Genomic DNA, 13568 nt, shown 5'->3' on the forward strand with positions numbered 1-13568 from the left:
AAGCGACCCACGGTAGGTCGCTTCGACGACCCACAGTAGGTTTTTTTGAGGGGTAGAGGAAGGAATGAAATTGGGGGTGACTAGATCGTCTTCTGATCGCCTTTGGTGGATTGAGTATGAAGCTCTCGGAGTCGCAGGGGATTCCCTCGCTGGATCGGTCAAGCTTCCCGATAGTGACCTCTTCTGCCTTGAGTTTGCCTCTTCCTGCCTCTAATTATGGTGTGATCAGTCGTATAATACCGAAGATTATAGCCAATTTGCTTATCTTTGCACAAATCTTGCCAATGCGAGCAATCAAATAAATTATTGACTATGTTACTCCATAAAGAAGGGCGAGGCCCTCTCATTAGCTTTGCGATCATCCTCATAGGGATCAATGCCTTTATTGCTCTTTTTGGTGGGGCCTTTAGCCTCGTTTCCGTTGTACTCTCAGTACTCTTCTACATCGGTGTACTGAATTTCTTCCGCTATGAGCCTCGCAAGCATTCGACGGGCGATCTCGAGATCGTTTGTCCTGCAGATGGTCGTGTCGTCGTCGTCGAGGAGACGGAGGAGACGGAGCTGCTAGGCTGCCGCTGCCTGCAGGTGTCGATCTTCATGAGCGTCTTCGATATGCATGTGAATTGGATCCCTTGTAATGGGATCGTCGAGCATGTATCGCACAACGATGGTCGCTTCCTCTCGGCTCACCTTCCTAAGAGCAGTACGGACAATGAGCGCTCTTCGGTCATCATCCGCTCTGAGGGAGGGGATCAGATCCTCGTTCGTCAGGTAGCAGGTGCTATCGCCCGTCGTATCGTCACCTATCCCGAGGTAGGAAGTCGTGTGGGTATCAATGAGAACCTAGGCTTCATCAAGTTCGGCTCTCGTGTGGACCTCTATCTCCCTCTCGGTACTCAGGTGCATGTCAAGGTCGGACAGCATGTCAAGGGGAACATCACCGACATCGCCACGCTACCTCGCTAAGCTTTATTCCTTATTATATTCTCTCTTGCAATGAGTATCAAGAAGCATATCCCTAATATGCTGACCTGTGGGAACCTCCTCTCGGGCTCGTTGGCTTTGGTCTTCACGCTCCATGAGGGTCGTCCCGATATAGCCGCTTGGCTGATCGTGCTCTCCGCTGTCTTTGACTTCTTCGATGGGCTTGTGGCTCGACTCCTAGGGGTAGCCTCTGCCATCGGTAAGGATCTAGACTCACTGGCTGATGTGGTGAGCTTTGGCCTAGCGCCTGCCGGTCTCGTCTACTACGGTCTGTATCAGATCGACCCAAATAATGTACTGAACTACGGGGTCTTCCTCATCGTAGCCTTCGCTGCACTTCGTCTGGCGAAGTTCAATAACGATACTCGTCAGTCTACGTCCTTCCTCGGGCTACCCGTCCCCTCCAATGCCCTCTTCTGGCTGGGAGCTTCGGCTGCGCTCCCTTCGTTCGCCCTCTCAATAGGTGCCCTGCCTACGCTCATCACCTATCTGGTGCTGACGGTCATCCTCTCCCTGCTGATGGTGAGCGAGCTGCCGATGTTCTCCTTCAAGCTCTCCAAGGCTCCGCTCTCCGCTCTGTGGCGACAGCTCTTCCTTGTGGCCTTTGCTATTGTGGCAGTCCTCCTGCAGGGATGGTTCGGATGTAGCTTGACGATCATCATCTACCTCATCCTCTCTCTGCTACCTGAGCCTAAGGGACAGAAGGCCTAAGAGAAGCTGTTGGCACGCTCTTTGATACGGGATCAGTATATATCCCTTAGAATAGAAAAGACTGTATGAGCCTCTTGATATTTCTTCTGATCCTAGTGATCCTCTTCTTCTTCTGGCCTCGCATCCAGACGTGGTTATTCGTTAAGCTCCTCCAGCGTGTCCAGCGCCGTATGTCAGAGGCTGCAGGGCAGTCGCAGTACTATGATCCTCGAGGGGGACAAAGAGCTCCTGAGTCCGATCGTGAGGCTTCGGCTTCGACCGAAGAGCGACAGAAGCAACGGCTAGACAATATCGAGGCTCGCAAGTTCGATCGCTCCTCCAGCGATGACTATGTAGACTTCGAGGAGCTCCCCGAGGAATAGCGGAGCATCCCTTTACTTCCCCATCTAAGAGGAGGGCTAAGCATGAGCTTAGTCCTCCTCTCTTTTTGTCTGGAGCGCTGGGAGGAAGGGTAGCCCTCTCCTTTGCTGATGGGAAGCGGGCTAGGCCAAGGTGTGGAGGGAGATCTAGGAGAGCCCTAAATAAAACCTACGGTAGGTCGGCGTACCGATGCACGGTAGGTCGTCGAGGCGACCCACAGTAGGTTTTCGGAGCGACCTACCGTAGGTCGCTTTTTGAGGGTCTGGGTAGGGCTCGCTCCGAAGGGCTAGCAAGGCTTCGGTAAGTGCCCCCTAGAAGCCTAAGTAGTAGCTCTGGCGGATAGGATAAGGTGAATAGTTTGTACTTTTGTACAACTAGTCGTATATGATCATATAAGTAAGACAAAGAGCAAGCCCTATGATACCTCACGACACAGAGCATCATGAGCACCACGAGCATCTCCATGGGGAGAAGTGCTCTGGGGGACACTCCCATGCCCATGTGCATGGCCATAGCCATGGTCATGGCCACCATCATCACCATCACCACCATGCAGAGGGCAATATCCTCATTGCCTTCCTGCTGAACCTCTTCTTCGCCATCATCGAGCTCATCGGGGGGCTGTACACGGGTAGTGTCGCCATCCTCTCCGACTCGCTCCATGACCTCGGAGACTCCTGCTCCCTAGGGGTAGCTTGGTATCTAGAGCGTCTCTCCAAGAAGGGACGAGATCGCCACTTTAGCTATGGATACAAGCGCTTCTCCCTCCTTGGCTCTCTGCTGATCTCGACGATCCTCCTCGTGGGATCCTTCTTCGTCATCAAGGAGTCGATCGAGCGGATCATCGAGCCTGGTGACCCTCATGCGGGAGGGATGTTTATCCTAGCGATCTTCGGCCTCTTGATCAATGGCTTTGCTGCTTGGCGTATGAGTGGAGGGACTTCGCTCAATGAGCGCTCCATGCGCCTGCACCTCATGGAGGACGTGCTAGGATGGATCGCTGTGCTCATCGTCAGCGTCGTGATGTACTTCTTCCCCAGCTTCAAGATCCTTGACCCCCTGCTCTCGCTCGGGATCACCGCTTGGATCCTCTACAATGTCTACTTCAATCTCCGAGACAACTTCCTCATCCTCCTGCAGGGAGTCCCTGTGGAGGTCGATCTGGAGGCCTTCAGCCGTGAGGTAGAGGCGCTCCCTGGAGTCCTCTCCATGCACGACCTGCATATCTGGACGCTCAATGGGGAGCAGCATATCGCTTCGCTCCATATCGTCTACGACTGCAGCGTCCAGATGACCCCTCAAGCCCTTGCCGATCTCAAGGCGACAGTCCGCCAGATCGCAGGTGAGTATGCCCTCGGACATATCACCATCGAGCTCGACCCGCATGGCTGTAGCTGCGGTATGGAGAACTGCTAGTCGCTCCTACCTCAGCCCCATCGCTCCGCCTATTTCCATTAGATGAAGATAAGAACCTCCCTATCCCTCCTTCTTTTATTCCTGAGTTGGGCATCAGCCTTCGCCCAAGAGCCTCGACGTACTCCCTTCGATCCCTATCGTGTAGAGGAAGTGCAGGAGATCCCCGACGAGATCAAGATGGTTCGTGGCGACAAGCTCCGTGCCTACAAGATGATCCCCGACGTGGCTCGTGCTGTGCGTGTGGAGATGCCCGACACGCTCACGCACTATACCTTTGAGTACATCTCCCCCGAGTTTCGCTCGCTGGGCGTGTCCTACCAAGGGAACCTCAACCACGTGTGGCAGGCGAAGCTCTTCTTCGATCGTCCCCGCCGAGTCAGTGACTTCTTCTATCTGGATGGCTACCATCGGATGCTGTACACGCCCGAGGCGGTACGCTTCTACGATACGAAGACACCCTTCACCTTCGTACGCTACCAGCGCAACTTCCAGACCAATGAGAGTGCCGATGTCGTAGCAGGAGACTTCGGGGTAAACCTCGGGAAGAGCCTCAATGTGGGGGCTAACTTCGACTATCAGAATATCGGGGGATTCTATACCCAAGCACGTAGCAAGGATGCCCGCTATCGGGTCTTTGCTTCCTACCGAGGCGATCGCTATGAGCTCTATGCCTATGTAGCGAACGATTACTACAAACAGGAAGAGAATGGCGGGATCACTAATGCCGATTATATCTACAATCCCGAACGCTACACCAACAGCCGAACCAAGGTGGGCTCCCGAGATGTGCCCGTCTTGATCAATTCCGGTAACCTAACGAACCGTGTCCGCTCGGGCCACGGCTACTTAGCACATTCCTATCGCCTAGGTAGCTATCGGACTGCCCCTCGCAAGCAGGCTCCATCGTCTGATGCCGAAGGGATGCTCGTGAGCCAAGACTCCACTTACTTCGTCCCTGTCGGAGCGATCTCCCTCACCACGTACTACAACAAGCAGCGTAGGCGCTTCTTCTCCCATACGCAGAATGAGCTTTGGGGCACCGTCTTCGGTACGCCGACGATCACCCATAAGCGTAAGCAGTCGGATGGGACGGAGGAGAGCTACACCCTGCCCAATGACACGGCACAGCTCGTGACGCTGCAGAATACCGTAGCCCTCTCGCTGATGGAAGGCTTCCGCCCTTGGGTGAAGTTCGGACTCTCCGCCTATCTCCGCCACGAGAATCGCTGGGCAACGCTCCCCGACAGAACCACGCATCGCTATGCGAAGGACGTAGCTCTTAGCTCGACCTTCATCGGTGGGCTCATCGAGCGCCGTGAAGGTACGGGGCTGAATTTCTCCGCTCGTGGTGAGCTGGGCATCCTAGGCGATGATCTCGGAGCCTTCAAGCTGGAGGGGGATATTCGTACGGCCTTCCGCCTCTTCCGCAAGCGCTTTGCTCTGGAGGCAGATGCCTATGTGGACAATGCTCGCCCCTCCTACTTCGCAGCGCATCACCACGGCACCTATGGCTGGTGGGACAAGGATCTGAAGTTTACCCGTCGTGTAGAGCTCGGGGGGAAGGTCCACCTAGCCTCTTGGGGCACGAGCCTAGAGGCACGCACAGCGAGCTTGCAGAACTATATCTACTTCGACTCCAAGGGCGAGACACAGCAGCATACAGATCTGATGCAGGTCCTCTCCTTCAGAGCTCGTCAGATGGGCTCTACGGGCCCTCTCAACTGGGAGCTCGAAGCCGCCTACCAGCAGAGCTCGAATACTTCGGTACTTCCCCTCCCCTTGATCACGGCTGCGGCCGATGTCTATCTGCGCTTCCTCATAGCTAAGGTCATGCGTGTCGATCTTGGGGTGAAGGGCTATTGGCACACGGCTTACAAGGCTCCCTATTACCTGCCGACGAACCAGCAGTTCGCCCTGCAGACCGAGGGCAATGTCGGGGGAGAAGCTCCGCTACTCATCGCCTATGCCAACTTCCGTCTCAAGCGTGCTCGCTTCTTCCTCCAGATGTACAATGTCGGTGAAGCGCTCATGGCCAACGAGCGTCTCTCCATGTACAAGTACCCCTACAACCCCATGCACCTAGCTGCAGGCGTGGTCGTAGACCTCAATAATTAGTTCCTCATTCCTTTCCTTCGCTAGCTATGCCGAAGTTCCGTCTGAATGTTCGCCTTGTGGGCTATACTCTTGCCCTAATCTTGGCTATCGGGCTCATGCTCTATCTCCGCCAGCAGGGTAGGGGAAGTGATCGGAGTGCCTCTGGCTTGGAGGTTGTCCGAAGGGATTATCCAGAGGTGCGTAAGGAGGGTATCCTTCGCCTGCTCGCCGCCTATGGCGAAGGGGGCGAAGTCCAGGGAGGTCGCCTCACGGGCTCGATCTACGAACTAGCGCAGCATCTGCAGTCGAGAAGTGGCCTACGGGTAGAAGTCATCCTAGAGAATCGTTGGGATGAAGCACTGAAGAAGCTCGCTTCGGGAGAAGCGGATCTAGTAGCCCGCCCGCTGACACATACCTCAGAGGTCGATACGACGCTCTTCATGCTCTTTGCCGAGCAGACCTCGGGACCGATTTATCTCGTACAGCGCCGCTCGGATAGCACGAACCACATCTCCCAGCAGGTCGAGCTCGCAGGTCGCTCCATTACCCTCCCGAAGGCTTCTCCGCTTCGCCTCTTCCTAGAGCATCTAGGTGAAGAGATCGGAGATAGCCTACACGTGCAGATAGACACCGTCTATGCGGCGGAGCAACTGGCCATGCAGGTCGCTGCGGGATCGATCAGCTACACGGTGTGTACCTCGCCCGAGGCGAAGCGCTTTGCTCGCATCTTCCCCGAGCTGGATTGCACCCTTCCCTTGAGCTATTCCGTGCGCACGGCTTGGCTCATGCGTCGAAGTTCGCAAGCGCTACGGGATAGCCTCCTCGTCTGGGGAGCTGTGCGCTAAGGTTAAGCACCACCTTCCTCCCCTCATTTCCCCGCATCGGGACAAGGCGCTCTCTACTCGTCCAAGGAGTAGGGAGCGCCCTGCTTTTAGGCTTTCCTCAGAAGGGTGTAAAAACGACCTACGGTGCATCGCCTTTGCGATCCACGGTAGGTCGCCTGACCGATGCACGGTAGGTCGTCGAGGCGACCCACAGTAGGTTTTTTCGGCGACCTACCGTGGGTCGTTTTTTGACCCTCCCGAAACGCCCTCTGCAAGCGGGCTCTGGATGCGTCTTCTTTTGCCTCAGAGGAAGGAGAAGAACGTCGTTGAAAGTGTCCCTTACCACGTACGAGAGAAACGGGCTCCATCTACCCCGATGTAAGCCTCCAATCTCTCTGCCTAAGTAAATGTCGTTCGCTCTACCTTCTCTTTCGTACGTTCCTGCCGAAATGCTACGTTAGTCTCGTAGAAACCCATTTGCAGATGAGGCACGTCGGTGCTACATTTGCGGGAAACTCACCCATCGTATGAAGAAGACTGTTTTTGCCTTTACCCTCGTGGCTGGACTCTGCTTCGCATCCTGCGGAGAATCCTCCAACGGGGGAGGTATCCCCACCCCTACACCGGACAACAAAGACCCTAAGAACATCCAAGAAGTGGAGCAACTCCTGCGCTCCGCTGGCCACGTCGCTGAAGCTGCCGAAGATAAGCTGACAGCTAAAGCTATTGGCTCACCAACATCAGTGCCAGCCTTAAGGCATGAGATGGAGCATGCCGGGAGTAGGACGGACTGCGATAGAGTCACTCAGACAATGCGCTACGAACGAACCTCTCGTTCTGGAGACTTCGTTGTGCTCGATTCGTGGCCTAGCGTCGTGTGGCCTGGGTGCTTCATCCAGGGGAAATCAATCCGAGGTAAGGGTGCACCTACAGCTATTCCCTATATCACAAAGCGCCAGTCTGGACGTATTAGTCTGCAGACTGTTTCAGGTGTTCTGTCTGTAGGTAGTGGCGGAGAAGGCCTCTGGTATGAAGAGATCCAAGAGATGCGTGAGAATGAGGTGAGCCAAGCACAATCTAGGCTCGTTCGTCACTGGCTGGAGAGTGGTGCCCCAGCGAGCACTTCCTACTCGCTACAGGTCGTACACAGCCCCGAGGAAGCGATGATCGCTAGTGGAATCGACCTCGACAAGAGTGGAGAGAAGCTCAAGACCTTCCTCTCTTCGGGTTTTGATAAGAAGAAGGCTCATGTCCTTGTGAAGCTATATCAGCGCTTCTACACCCTTGGCTATGAAGATCCTGAAGGTGGGGGTAAGGGCACTTTCAAATCTACGATTGAACAAGCTGATTTAGCCCCCTACATAGGAGCTGGAAACCCTATCTGCTACGTGTCTTCGGTAACTTATGGGCGTGCCTACTACTTTCTCTACGAGAGTAGCGAAAGTGCTAGTGCACTCCTTGGTGTCCTCTCTTCTAGGTTTAAGGATTTCCAAGCTGGGCTACCTGTAGCAAAGAGCACAGTGATCAGCAAGAGTCAAGTCAGGATGCTGGAGCTGGGTAGTAGTGCTAACGGTAGTCAGGGTGCTGTGATTTCCCCAGAAAAGGTCTTCACGCTACTCAAGGAAAGAGCACAGCCTTCATCTAAGAACATAGGGGAGCCCATCTCTTTCTCTATTAAACACCTCCATGAAGCCTTGCCCGTGCGTATGTCTAATAGCCTAAGCTATTCCTACGATAAGGTATCTTTCATCCCAAGAAGAAAGAACAATAACGTAGCTATTTCCCTAAAGGATGTCGTGGTGGAAACCAGCACTAAGGGAATGTGGATTGCATCAACTAGAGGGCAGGTTAAAGTTACCGACGCATCGGTCAAATATGCAAGCACAGAACATTCGGATACGACGGAGCCCTTATTGTTTAGATCACAAGACGAGAGACCTCAAGCGGGCCTACGTAGCACATCCTATCTGGTAGCTAATAAGAATGCCTCCTTAGACTGTGATGTCTTTGGTAAGAACCATTACAACCTGGCTACCCTCATCGTAGATCTCGAGATTCGCCCCGAAGCTTACAATCGAAATGGTGGGCGAGTAGGTCAGAGCCCCCAGCGGGTGACCCTGAAGCGTACCTTCCGCTACGACGAGGCAAATCGCCAGTGGAAGCCCCTCGTCGACGGAGCAAATATGGGAGGCGACGCTTTCCACACGCTTACGACGACACGCACCTTCGAAGGGCTCACCTTGGATATACGAGCGAACTTCTCCTTCTTTGTCGATAACAGACTCATCGAATAGGGGATCTTCCCTAATCGCTTACAGCCTTCCCCGCCTTGCCGAGAGCAGGGCGGGGAAGGCTCGTTTTATGCCCTTTAGCCAGCCACCACAGAGGTGTGAAAAAACGACCTACGGTGCATCGCCTTTGCGATCCACGGTAGGTCGGCGTACCGATGCACGGTAGGTCGTCGAGACGACCCACAGTAGGTTTTTTCGGCGACCTACCGTGGGTCGTTTTTTGACGCTCCCGAAACGCCCTCTGGAAGCGGGGAGTAGGAGCCCCCGATACATATTATCCGTACCTTTGTCAGAAGCGCAGATTATCCCCGATCTGAGCACTGTATATATACGACGTAGATGAATAAGTTCAAGGGTTTCCTTTTCGGGATGACCGCCTCCTCGACATTTGGGCTCCTCCCGCTCTTCACACTCCCCGTCATGAGCGAAGGTCTGACGACTAATAGCATCCTGTGCTATCGGATGCTCTTCGCCTCGGTGCTGGTGGCGGTGCTGATGCAGGTACGGAAGATCGCCTTCCGCACGAACCTGAAAGAACTCCTTTGGTTTGCCTTCCTTGGCTTCTTCTACTACGGCTCAGCGTCACTGCTCTTCCAAGCCTATGGGACGATGTCCAGCGGTATGGCTACGACCCTGCACTTCCTCTATCCCGTCGGGGTAACCTTGATCATGGCCTTAGTCTTCAAGCAGCGGCCTTCGCCCTTCACGATACTGGCGATTATCCTTGGTCTCTCGGGGGTAGCGCTCCTTTCGCTCAAGGAGAGTGGTGGCTCTTCTTCGGCCTCGTTCGTCGGGATCCTTCTGGTTCTGCTCTCGGGGCTCTCCTATGCGGCTTATCTGGTGACGATGAATAATGTGCGCCGTGTCCGTGAGTCGAACAACCTTAAGCTCACCCTCTACGTCCTTATCTTCAGTGCCCTCTTCTTCCTCCTAGACACAAGTCTGAGCGGAGGGCTACAGATGATACCTAGTGGTCGAGCACTGACGGACCTCTTGCTTCTGGCCTTCCTGCCTACGCTGGTCTCCAACCTAGCACTTGTGCGAGCAGTCAAGAGTATCGGCTCGACGCTCACCTCGGTGCTGGGGGCGATGGAGCCACTGACGGCAATCGTCATCGGGGTCGTAGTCTTCGGCGAAGAAGTGACGGGACCGATGGCTCTGGGGATCCTCTTGATCCTCCTTTCGGTCACGATCATTGTCCTCTCCCCACTCCTCGATAAGAATATCGCAGATCGACTGCGCCGACTCTCTAAAAGGTCGATTACACGACAATAGATTTGGCAAAGTCAAAACATATCTCTTAATTTGTAGCCAAGAGTTGGGTCTCATCGCTCGACCTTACCATAAAGATTCATATTAACGTAGTGTAAACAAAGTCGCCTATCGAGTAAGCTATACATATCTACAAAATGTAAGTCTATCGCTAGCCCACCTTCCCCAGCTTCGGCCCGTGATCTCAGCCGTAGGGATAGGGTAGGATTAGCCTAATACATAAGACGACAATGAGACGATATGAAAGCATGAGCGACGACCAGCTGGTCGACCTCTACTCTCTAGGTACGAACGAAGCCTTCGATACGCTTCTTCTGCGCTACGATGCCTATGTACATACGACGATCCGCTATTGGGTCACGGACGAAGATCTCGTAGAGGATATCTTCCAGGATACCTTTATTAAGGTCATGATGACGATCCGCCAAGGACGCTATACGGCCGAGGGCAAGTTCAGAAGCTGGATCGGGCGCATCGCCCACAACCTAATCATGGACCACTTCCGCCGTCAGCGTGCTCGTGGCCAAGAGCAGACGATCGAAGGGGCTTCCGGAGAAGATCTACTTCTCACGATCCAGATCCCTTCTCCAGAGGCCACTGCCGAGGAGCGTCTGATCATGGGCGAATATGTCGATGAACTAGGCGAAGGTATCAGCATGCTCTCCGAAGAGCAGCAGCAGGTCGTGCGCCTGCGCTACTGGGAAGAGAAGAGCTTCAAGGAAATCGCCGAAGAGACAGGTGTCAGCATCAATACGGCACTCGGTCGTATGCGCTATGCCCTACAGCACCTGCGTCGCCATGTGCGTCAGTAGTTCGCCGCTACCGCTCGCCAGCCTCCCTATCCAAGTAAAGTATTCATGACCCTCAGACGCTTGACGCTCGGAGCTCTCACGCTCCTCTTATGCTTCCTTCCCCTTGCCCTTAGGGCGCAGGAGGGGGCGGTGCAGCGTCAGCCTTACCTCGACCTTCGGCGCTACTACCTAGGCTTCCGCTTTGGCCTTCATGCCGAAGACCTTCGGCTTACCAATTCGGGCCGAACGAATATCGAGGGAGGACAGCTCTGGGCTGATACCCCCGAGTATCACCCCAGCTTCAGCGTGGGGCTCGTAGGGGGATGGGTGCTCGTGCCTAACCTAGAGCTCCGCCTTATGCCTACGCTTCATATAGGCGATGTCCCAGTAGCTTATACCGACGGGACGAAGAGCGTCCAAGAGATGAACGTGCGCACGAACTACCTCCAGCTCCCATTGGAACTCAAGTGGGGAGCTATCCGCTGGGGCAACTATCGTCCGTATATCTCGGCAGGTCCCTATGCCTCCCTTTCCTTCTCGGGAAAGGATAAGCTCCTTCGCCTCAAGCCTCTAGATTATGGGCTGAGTATCGGGGCGGGGTGTGATATTTACTTCTCCTTCTTCAAGCTTTCCCCTCAGCTCTCCTTCCACTACGGGCTAGGGAACGTCCTCGAGACCGACCGCCCCGACCTCCAAGGGGATAGGCGCATACGCTTCACCGAAGCGCTACAGTCGGCATCGACACGGATGATCCTCCTCTCTCTGAGCTTTGAGTAGAGCCCCCATTCCCTGTGCTTTAGAGACTTTTGCCTATCTTTGTGTAGAATGGTTCGCTCTGAAGGGCGAGAATTTAAAGAAAGAATAGTATGAAAAGATTAGGTTGGATATTGGGTGCACTCCTGCTCTGTGTGGGCTTCGTCATCGCACAGAATAGTAAGGGTGCAGTCATCAGTTCTCCCGCTCCTGAGTTTGACTTCGGGGTGATCAAGGAGGCAAATGGAAAGGTCTCTCATACCTTCGTCATCAAGAACATTGGGGATGCGCCCCTCGTGATAACCCGTGTGGCCACCCCTTGCGCTTGCACGACACCAGAGTATAGTCAGGAGCCCATCGCTCCAGGGAAGGAAGGTCGTATCATCGTCACCTTCAACCCCGCAGGACGCCCTGGCCCCTTCTTCAAGAACGTGGCGGTCTACAGCAATGGCCGTGATGGCGCCTTCACCCTGCGTATCAAGGGAAAGGTAGAATAAGTGCAAGGAGCTACCCTTCGGGAGCTCACTTAGAATACTCAAGAACGAGAAGTCATCTCAGCTAAGACGCTGGGGTGACTTCTCTCTTTTTATATAAGTGGCTCTCTTATCCTTGAGCAGCTATCTCCCTTATTCTTGAATTGATGCTGCTCTTATTCTTGCGTAGGTACTTCCCTTGTTTTCGGATAGGAGCTTCTCTTGTCCTCGACAGGGTGCTACCCCAATTTTTGTATGGGGGGCTTCCTCTTCCCTAGGCTAGCTCTCCTTTTATCTTAGGCTAGGTGCTTCTTTTGTCTTCAGAGGGGTGTTCGCTTTATTCTCGTAGGGGTGCTGCCTTTCTCTCAGCCAAGGTGCTAGCCTTTTCCTAAAATAATAAGGAAGTCTGCGTAATTGATTGTACCTTTGTATTGTAAATCTTTTAAGGAAATATGAGCAGTATCCCCTTTGACCTCTCCCAAATCCGTGCTTTTGTCCTCGATATGGATGGCGTGGTGAGTGCTACGGTCAGCCCCATTGGCCCCGATGGCATGCCTATGCGTACTGTCAATGTCAAGGACGGCTATGCGATGCAGTATGCAGTCAAGCAAGGCTATACCTTGGCCATTATCTCTGGCGGAGCGAGTGAAGCTATGACACAGCGCTTTCGCCAGCTGGGAGCTGCCCATATCTACATGCGTGTCTCCGACAAGGCTGCTCAGCTTGAGATCCTCTGTCGTGAGTCAGGTCTCCGTCCCGAAGAGATCGCTTATATCGGGGATGATATCCCAGATATTCCGATCATGAAGCTCGTGGCTCTGCCCTGTGCACCTGCCGATGCCGCTCCCGAGGTGAAGAGTATAGCTACCTATATCTCCCTCTGCGACGGAGGCTATGGTGTCGTCAGAGATGTCATCGAGCAGACCCTGCGTGCTAATGGCCATTGGTCGCTCTCAGCAGGCTTTGGCTGGTAGCACACCTCCCTCCTCTTATCCGTCTATGTGGCAGCACCTCAGTAAGTATCGCATCATCCTAGGCTCACAGTCGCCCCGCCGAGTGGAGCTTCTTAAGGGGCTGGACTTGCCCTTTGAGCAGGTCCTCCTTGAGGGAGTGGATGAGTCTTATCCTGCTACTCTTCGTCCCGAAGAGATCCCGCTCTACATAGCTCAACATAAGGCCGAATCCTACCGGCCAATGCTCGATGATCAGACCCTGCTGATCACGGCAGATACCCTGGTCTTCATCGAAGACCAAGTCCTAGGGAAGCCCCAGAGCGAAGAAGAAGCACGAGCAATGCTTCGTCTGCTCAGTGGGCGAGCACATTCGGTCACGACAGGCGTGACGCTCACGACCACCGAGCGTATGGAGAGCTTCTCCGACACTGCTACGGTGGAATTCCTTCCTCTAGCGGACGAAGAGATTGATTACTATGTCCGCCACTACCATCCGCTTGATAAAGCTGGAGCCTATGGGATCCAGGAATGGATAGGCTATCGGGCTATTCGGCGGATCGAAGGCTCCTTCTATACCGTCATGGGACTTCCTGTCCATCTGGTCGGTCAGTACCTCAGAGCATTCTAAAACAGATATACTACATAA

General features: G+C 54.1%; 13 protein-coding genes. All 13 read left to right on the top strand.

Annotation, left to right across the window (positions count from 1 at the left end):
• Positions 1–312 precede the first annotated feature (312 nt).
• The 13 genes from Q0336_RS03885 to Q0336_RS03945 all read left to right on the top strand — a co-directional run bounded on the left by Q0336_RS03885 (position 313) and on the right by Q0336_RS03945 (position 13550).
• Positions 313–966, top strand: coding sequence for a phosphatidylserine decarboxylase family protein (locus tag Q0336_RS03885; RefSeq protein WP_298525914.1), 654 nt, complete (start codon positions 313–315; stop codon positions 964–966).
• A gap of 30 nt (positions 967–996) precedes the next feature.
• On the top strand, positions 997–1695 hold the full coding sequence (pssA, locus tag Q0336_RS03890) for a CDP-diacylglycerol--serine O-phosphatidyltransferase (protein ID WP_298525916.1): 699 nt from the start codon (positions 997–999) through the stop codon (positions 1693–1695).
• Positions 1696–1760: 65 nt separating this feature from the next.
• On the top strand, positions 1761–2057 hold the full coding sequence (locus tag Q0336_RS03895; RefSeq protein ID WP_298525918.1) for a DUF4834 family protein: 297 nt from the start codon (positions 1761–1763) through the stop codon (positions 2055–2057).
• A gap of 415 nt (positions 2058–2472) precedes the next feature.
• Positions 2473–3471, top strand: coding sequence for a cation diffusion facilitator family transporter (locus Q0336_RS03900; RefSeq protein WP_298525919.1), 999 nt, complete (start codon positions 2473–2475; stop codon positions 3469–3471).
• A 42-nt stretch (positions 3472–3513) separates the two neighbouring features.
• Positions 3514–5586 carry a putative porin gene (locus Q0336_RS03905; RefSeq protein WP_298525921.1) on the top strand — a complete coding sequence of 691 codons (2073 nt, stop codon included), beginning with the start codon at positions 3514–3516 and terminating at the stop codon, positions 5584–5586.
• A 26-nt stretch (positions 5587–5612) separates the two neighbouring features.
• Positions 5613–6410 carry a transporter substrate-binding domain-containing protein gene (locus Q0336_RS03910; protein WP_298525923.1) on the top strand — a complete coding sequence of 266 codons (798 nt, stop codon included), beginning with the start codon at positions 5613–5615 and terminating at the stop codon, positions 6408–6410.
• Positions 6411–6916: 506 nt separating this feature from the next.
• Positions 6917–8683 carry a thiol-activated cytolysin family protein gene (locus Q0336_RS03915; protein ID WP_298525924.1) on the top strand — a complete coding sequence of 589 codons (1767 nt, stop codon included), beginning with the start codon at positions 6917–6919 and terminating at the stop codon, positions 8681–8683.
• A gap of 336 nt (positions 8684–9019) precedes the next feature.
• A complete protein-coding gene (locus tag Q0336_RS03920) occupies positions 9020–9955 on the top strand; it encodes an EamA family transporter (RefSeq protein ID WP_298525926.1) in 936 nt (311 codons plus the stop codon).
• A 227-nt stretch (positions 9956–10182) separates the two neighbouring features.
• The gene (locus tag Q0336_RS03925; RefSeq protein WP_298525928.1) at positions 10183–10764 is read left to right on the top strand and encodes a sigma-70 family RNA polymerase sigma factor; all 582 of its coding nucleotides are present in this window, start codon (positions 10183–10185) and stop codon (positions 10762–10764) included.
• Positions 10765–10809: 45 nt separating this feature from the next.
• Positions 10810–11520: a porin family protein gene (locus tag Q0336_RS03930; protein WP_298525930.1), complete on the top strand. Its 711-nt coding sequence runs from the start codon at positions 10810–10812 to the stop codon at positions 11518–11520.
• Positions 11521–11609: 89 nt separating this feature from the next.
• Positions 11610–11993, top strand: a complete 384-nt coding sequence (locus Q0336_RS03935) for a DUF1573 domain-containing protein (protein WP_298525932.1) — start codon at positions 11610–11612, stop codon at positions 11991–11993.
• Between the two features lie 428 nt (positions 11994–12421).
• Positions 12422–12943, top strand: coding sequence for an HAD hydrolase family protein (locus Q0336_RS03940; protein ID WP_298525934.1), 522 nt, complete (start codon positions 12422–12424; stop codon positions 12941–12943).
• A gap of 25 nt (positions 12944–12968) precedes the next feature.
• Positions 12969–13550 carry a Maf family nucleotide pyrophosphatase gene (locus tag Q0336_RS03945; protein WP_298525936.1) on the top strand — a complete coding sequence of 194 codons (582 nt, stop codon included), beginning with the start codon at positions 12969–12971 and terminating at the stop codon, positions 13548–13550.
• Positions 13551–13568: the final 18 nt, after the last annotated feature.

The organism is uncultured Porphyromonas sp. (genome assembly GCF_938039215.1).
In the GTDB taxonomy this organism is placed as follows: Bacteria; Bacteroidota; Bacteroidia; order Bacteroidales; family Porphyromonadaceae; genus Porphyromonas.

Coding starts and splice junctions, on each gene's coding strand:
- Q0336_RS03885 (WP_298525914.1), top strand. CDS start 313: ATGTTACTCCATAAAGAAGGGCGAGGCCCTCTCATTAGCTTTGCGATC.
- pssA (WP_298525916.1), top strand. CDS start 997: ATGAGTATCAAGAAGCATATCCCTAATATGCTGACCTGTGGGAACCTC.
- Q0336_RS03895 (WP_298525918.1), top strand. CDS start 1,761: ATGAGCCTCTTGATATTTCTTCTGATCCTAGTGATCCTCTTCTTCTTC.
- Q0336_RS03900 (WP_298525919.1), top strand. CDS start 2,473: ATGATACCTCACGACACAGAGCATCATGAGCACCACGAGCATCTCCAT.
- Q0336_RS03905 (WP_298525921.1), top strand. CDS start 3,514: ATGAAGATAAGAACCTCCCTATCCCTCCTTCTTTTATTCCTGAGTTGG.
- Q0336_RS03910 (WP_298525923.1), top strand. CDS start 5,613: ATGCCGAAGTTCCGTCTGAATGTTCGCCTTGTGGGCTATACTCTTGCC.
- Q0336_RS03915 (WP_298525924.1), top strand. CDS start 6,917: ATGAAGAAGACTGTTTTTGCCTTTACCCTCGTGGCTGGACTCTGCTTC.
- Q0336_RS03920 (WP_298525926.1), top strand. CDS start 9,020: ATGAATAAGTTCAAGGGTTTCCTTTTCGGGATGACCGCCTCCTCGACA.
- Q0336_RS03925 (WP_298525928.1), top strand. CDS start 10,183: ATGAGACGATATGAAAGCATGAGCGACGACCAGCTGGTCGACCTCTAC.
- Q0336_RS03930 (WP_298525930.1), top strand. CDS start 10,810: ATGACCCTCAGACGCTTGACGCTCGGAGCTCTCACGCTCCTCTTATGC.
- Q0336_RS03935 (WP_298525932.1), top strand. CDS start 11,610: ATGAAAAGATTAGGTTGGATATTGGGTGCACTCCTGCTCTGTGTGGGC.
- Q0336_RS03940 (WP_298525934.1), top strand. CDS start 12,422: ATGAGCAGTATCCCCTTTGACCTCTCCCAAATCCGTGCTTTTGTCCTC.
- Q0336_RS03945 (WP_298525936.1), top strand. CDS start 12,969: ATGTGGCAGCACCTCAGTAAGTATCGCATCATCCTAGGCTCACAGTCG.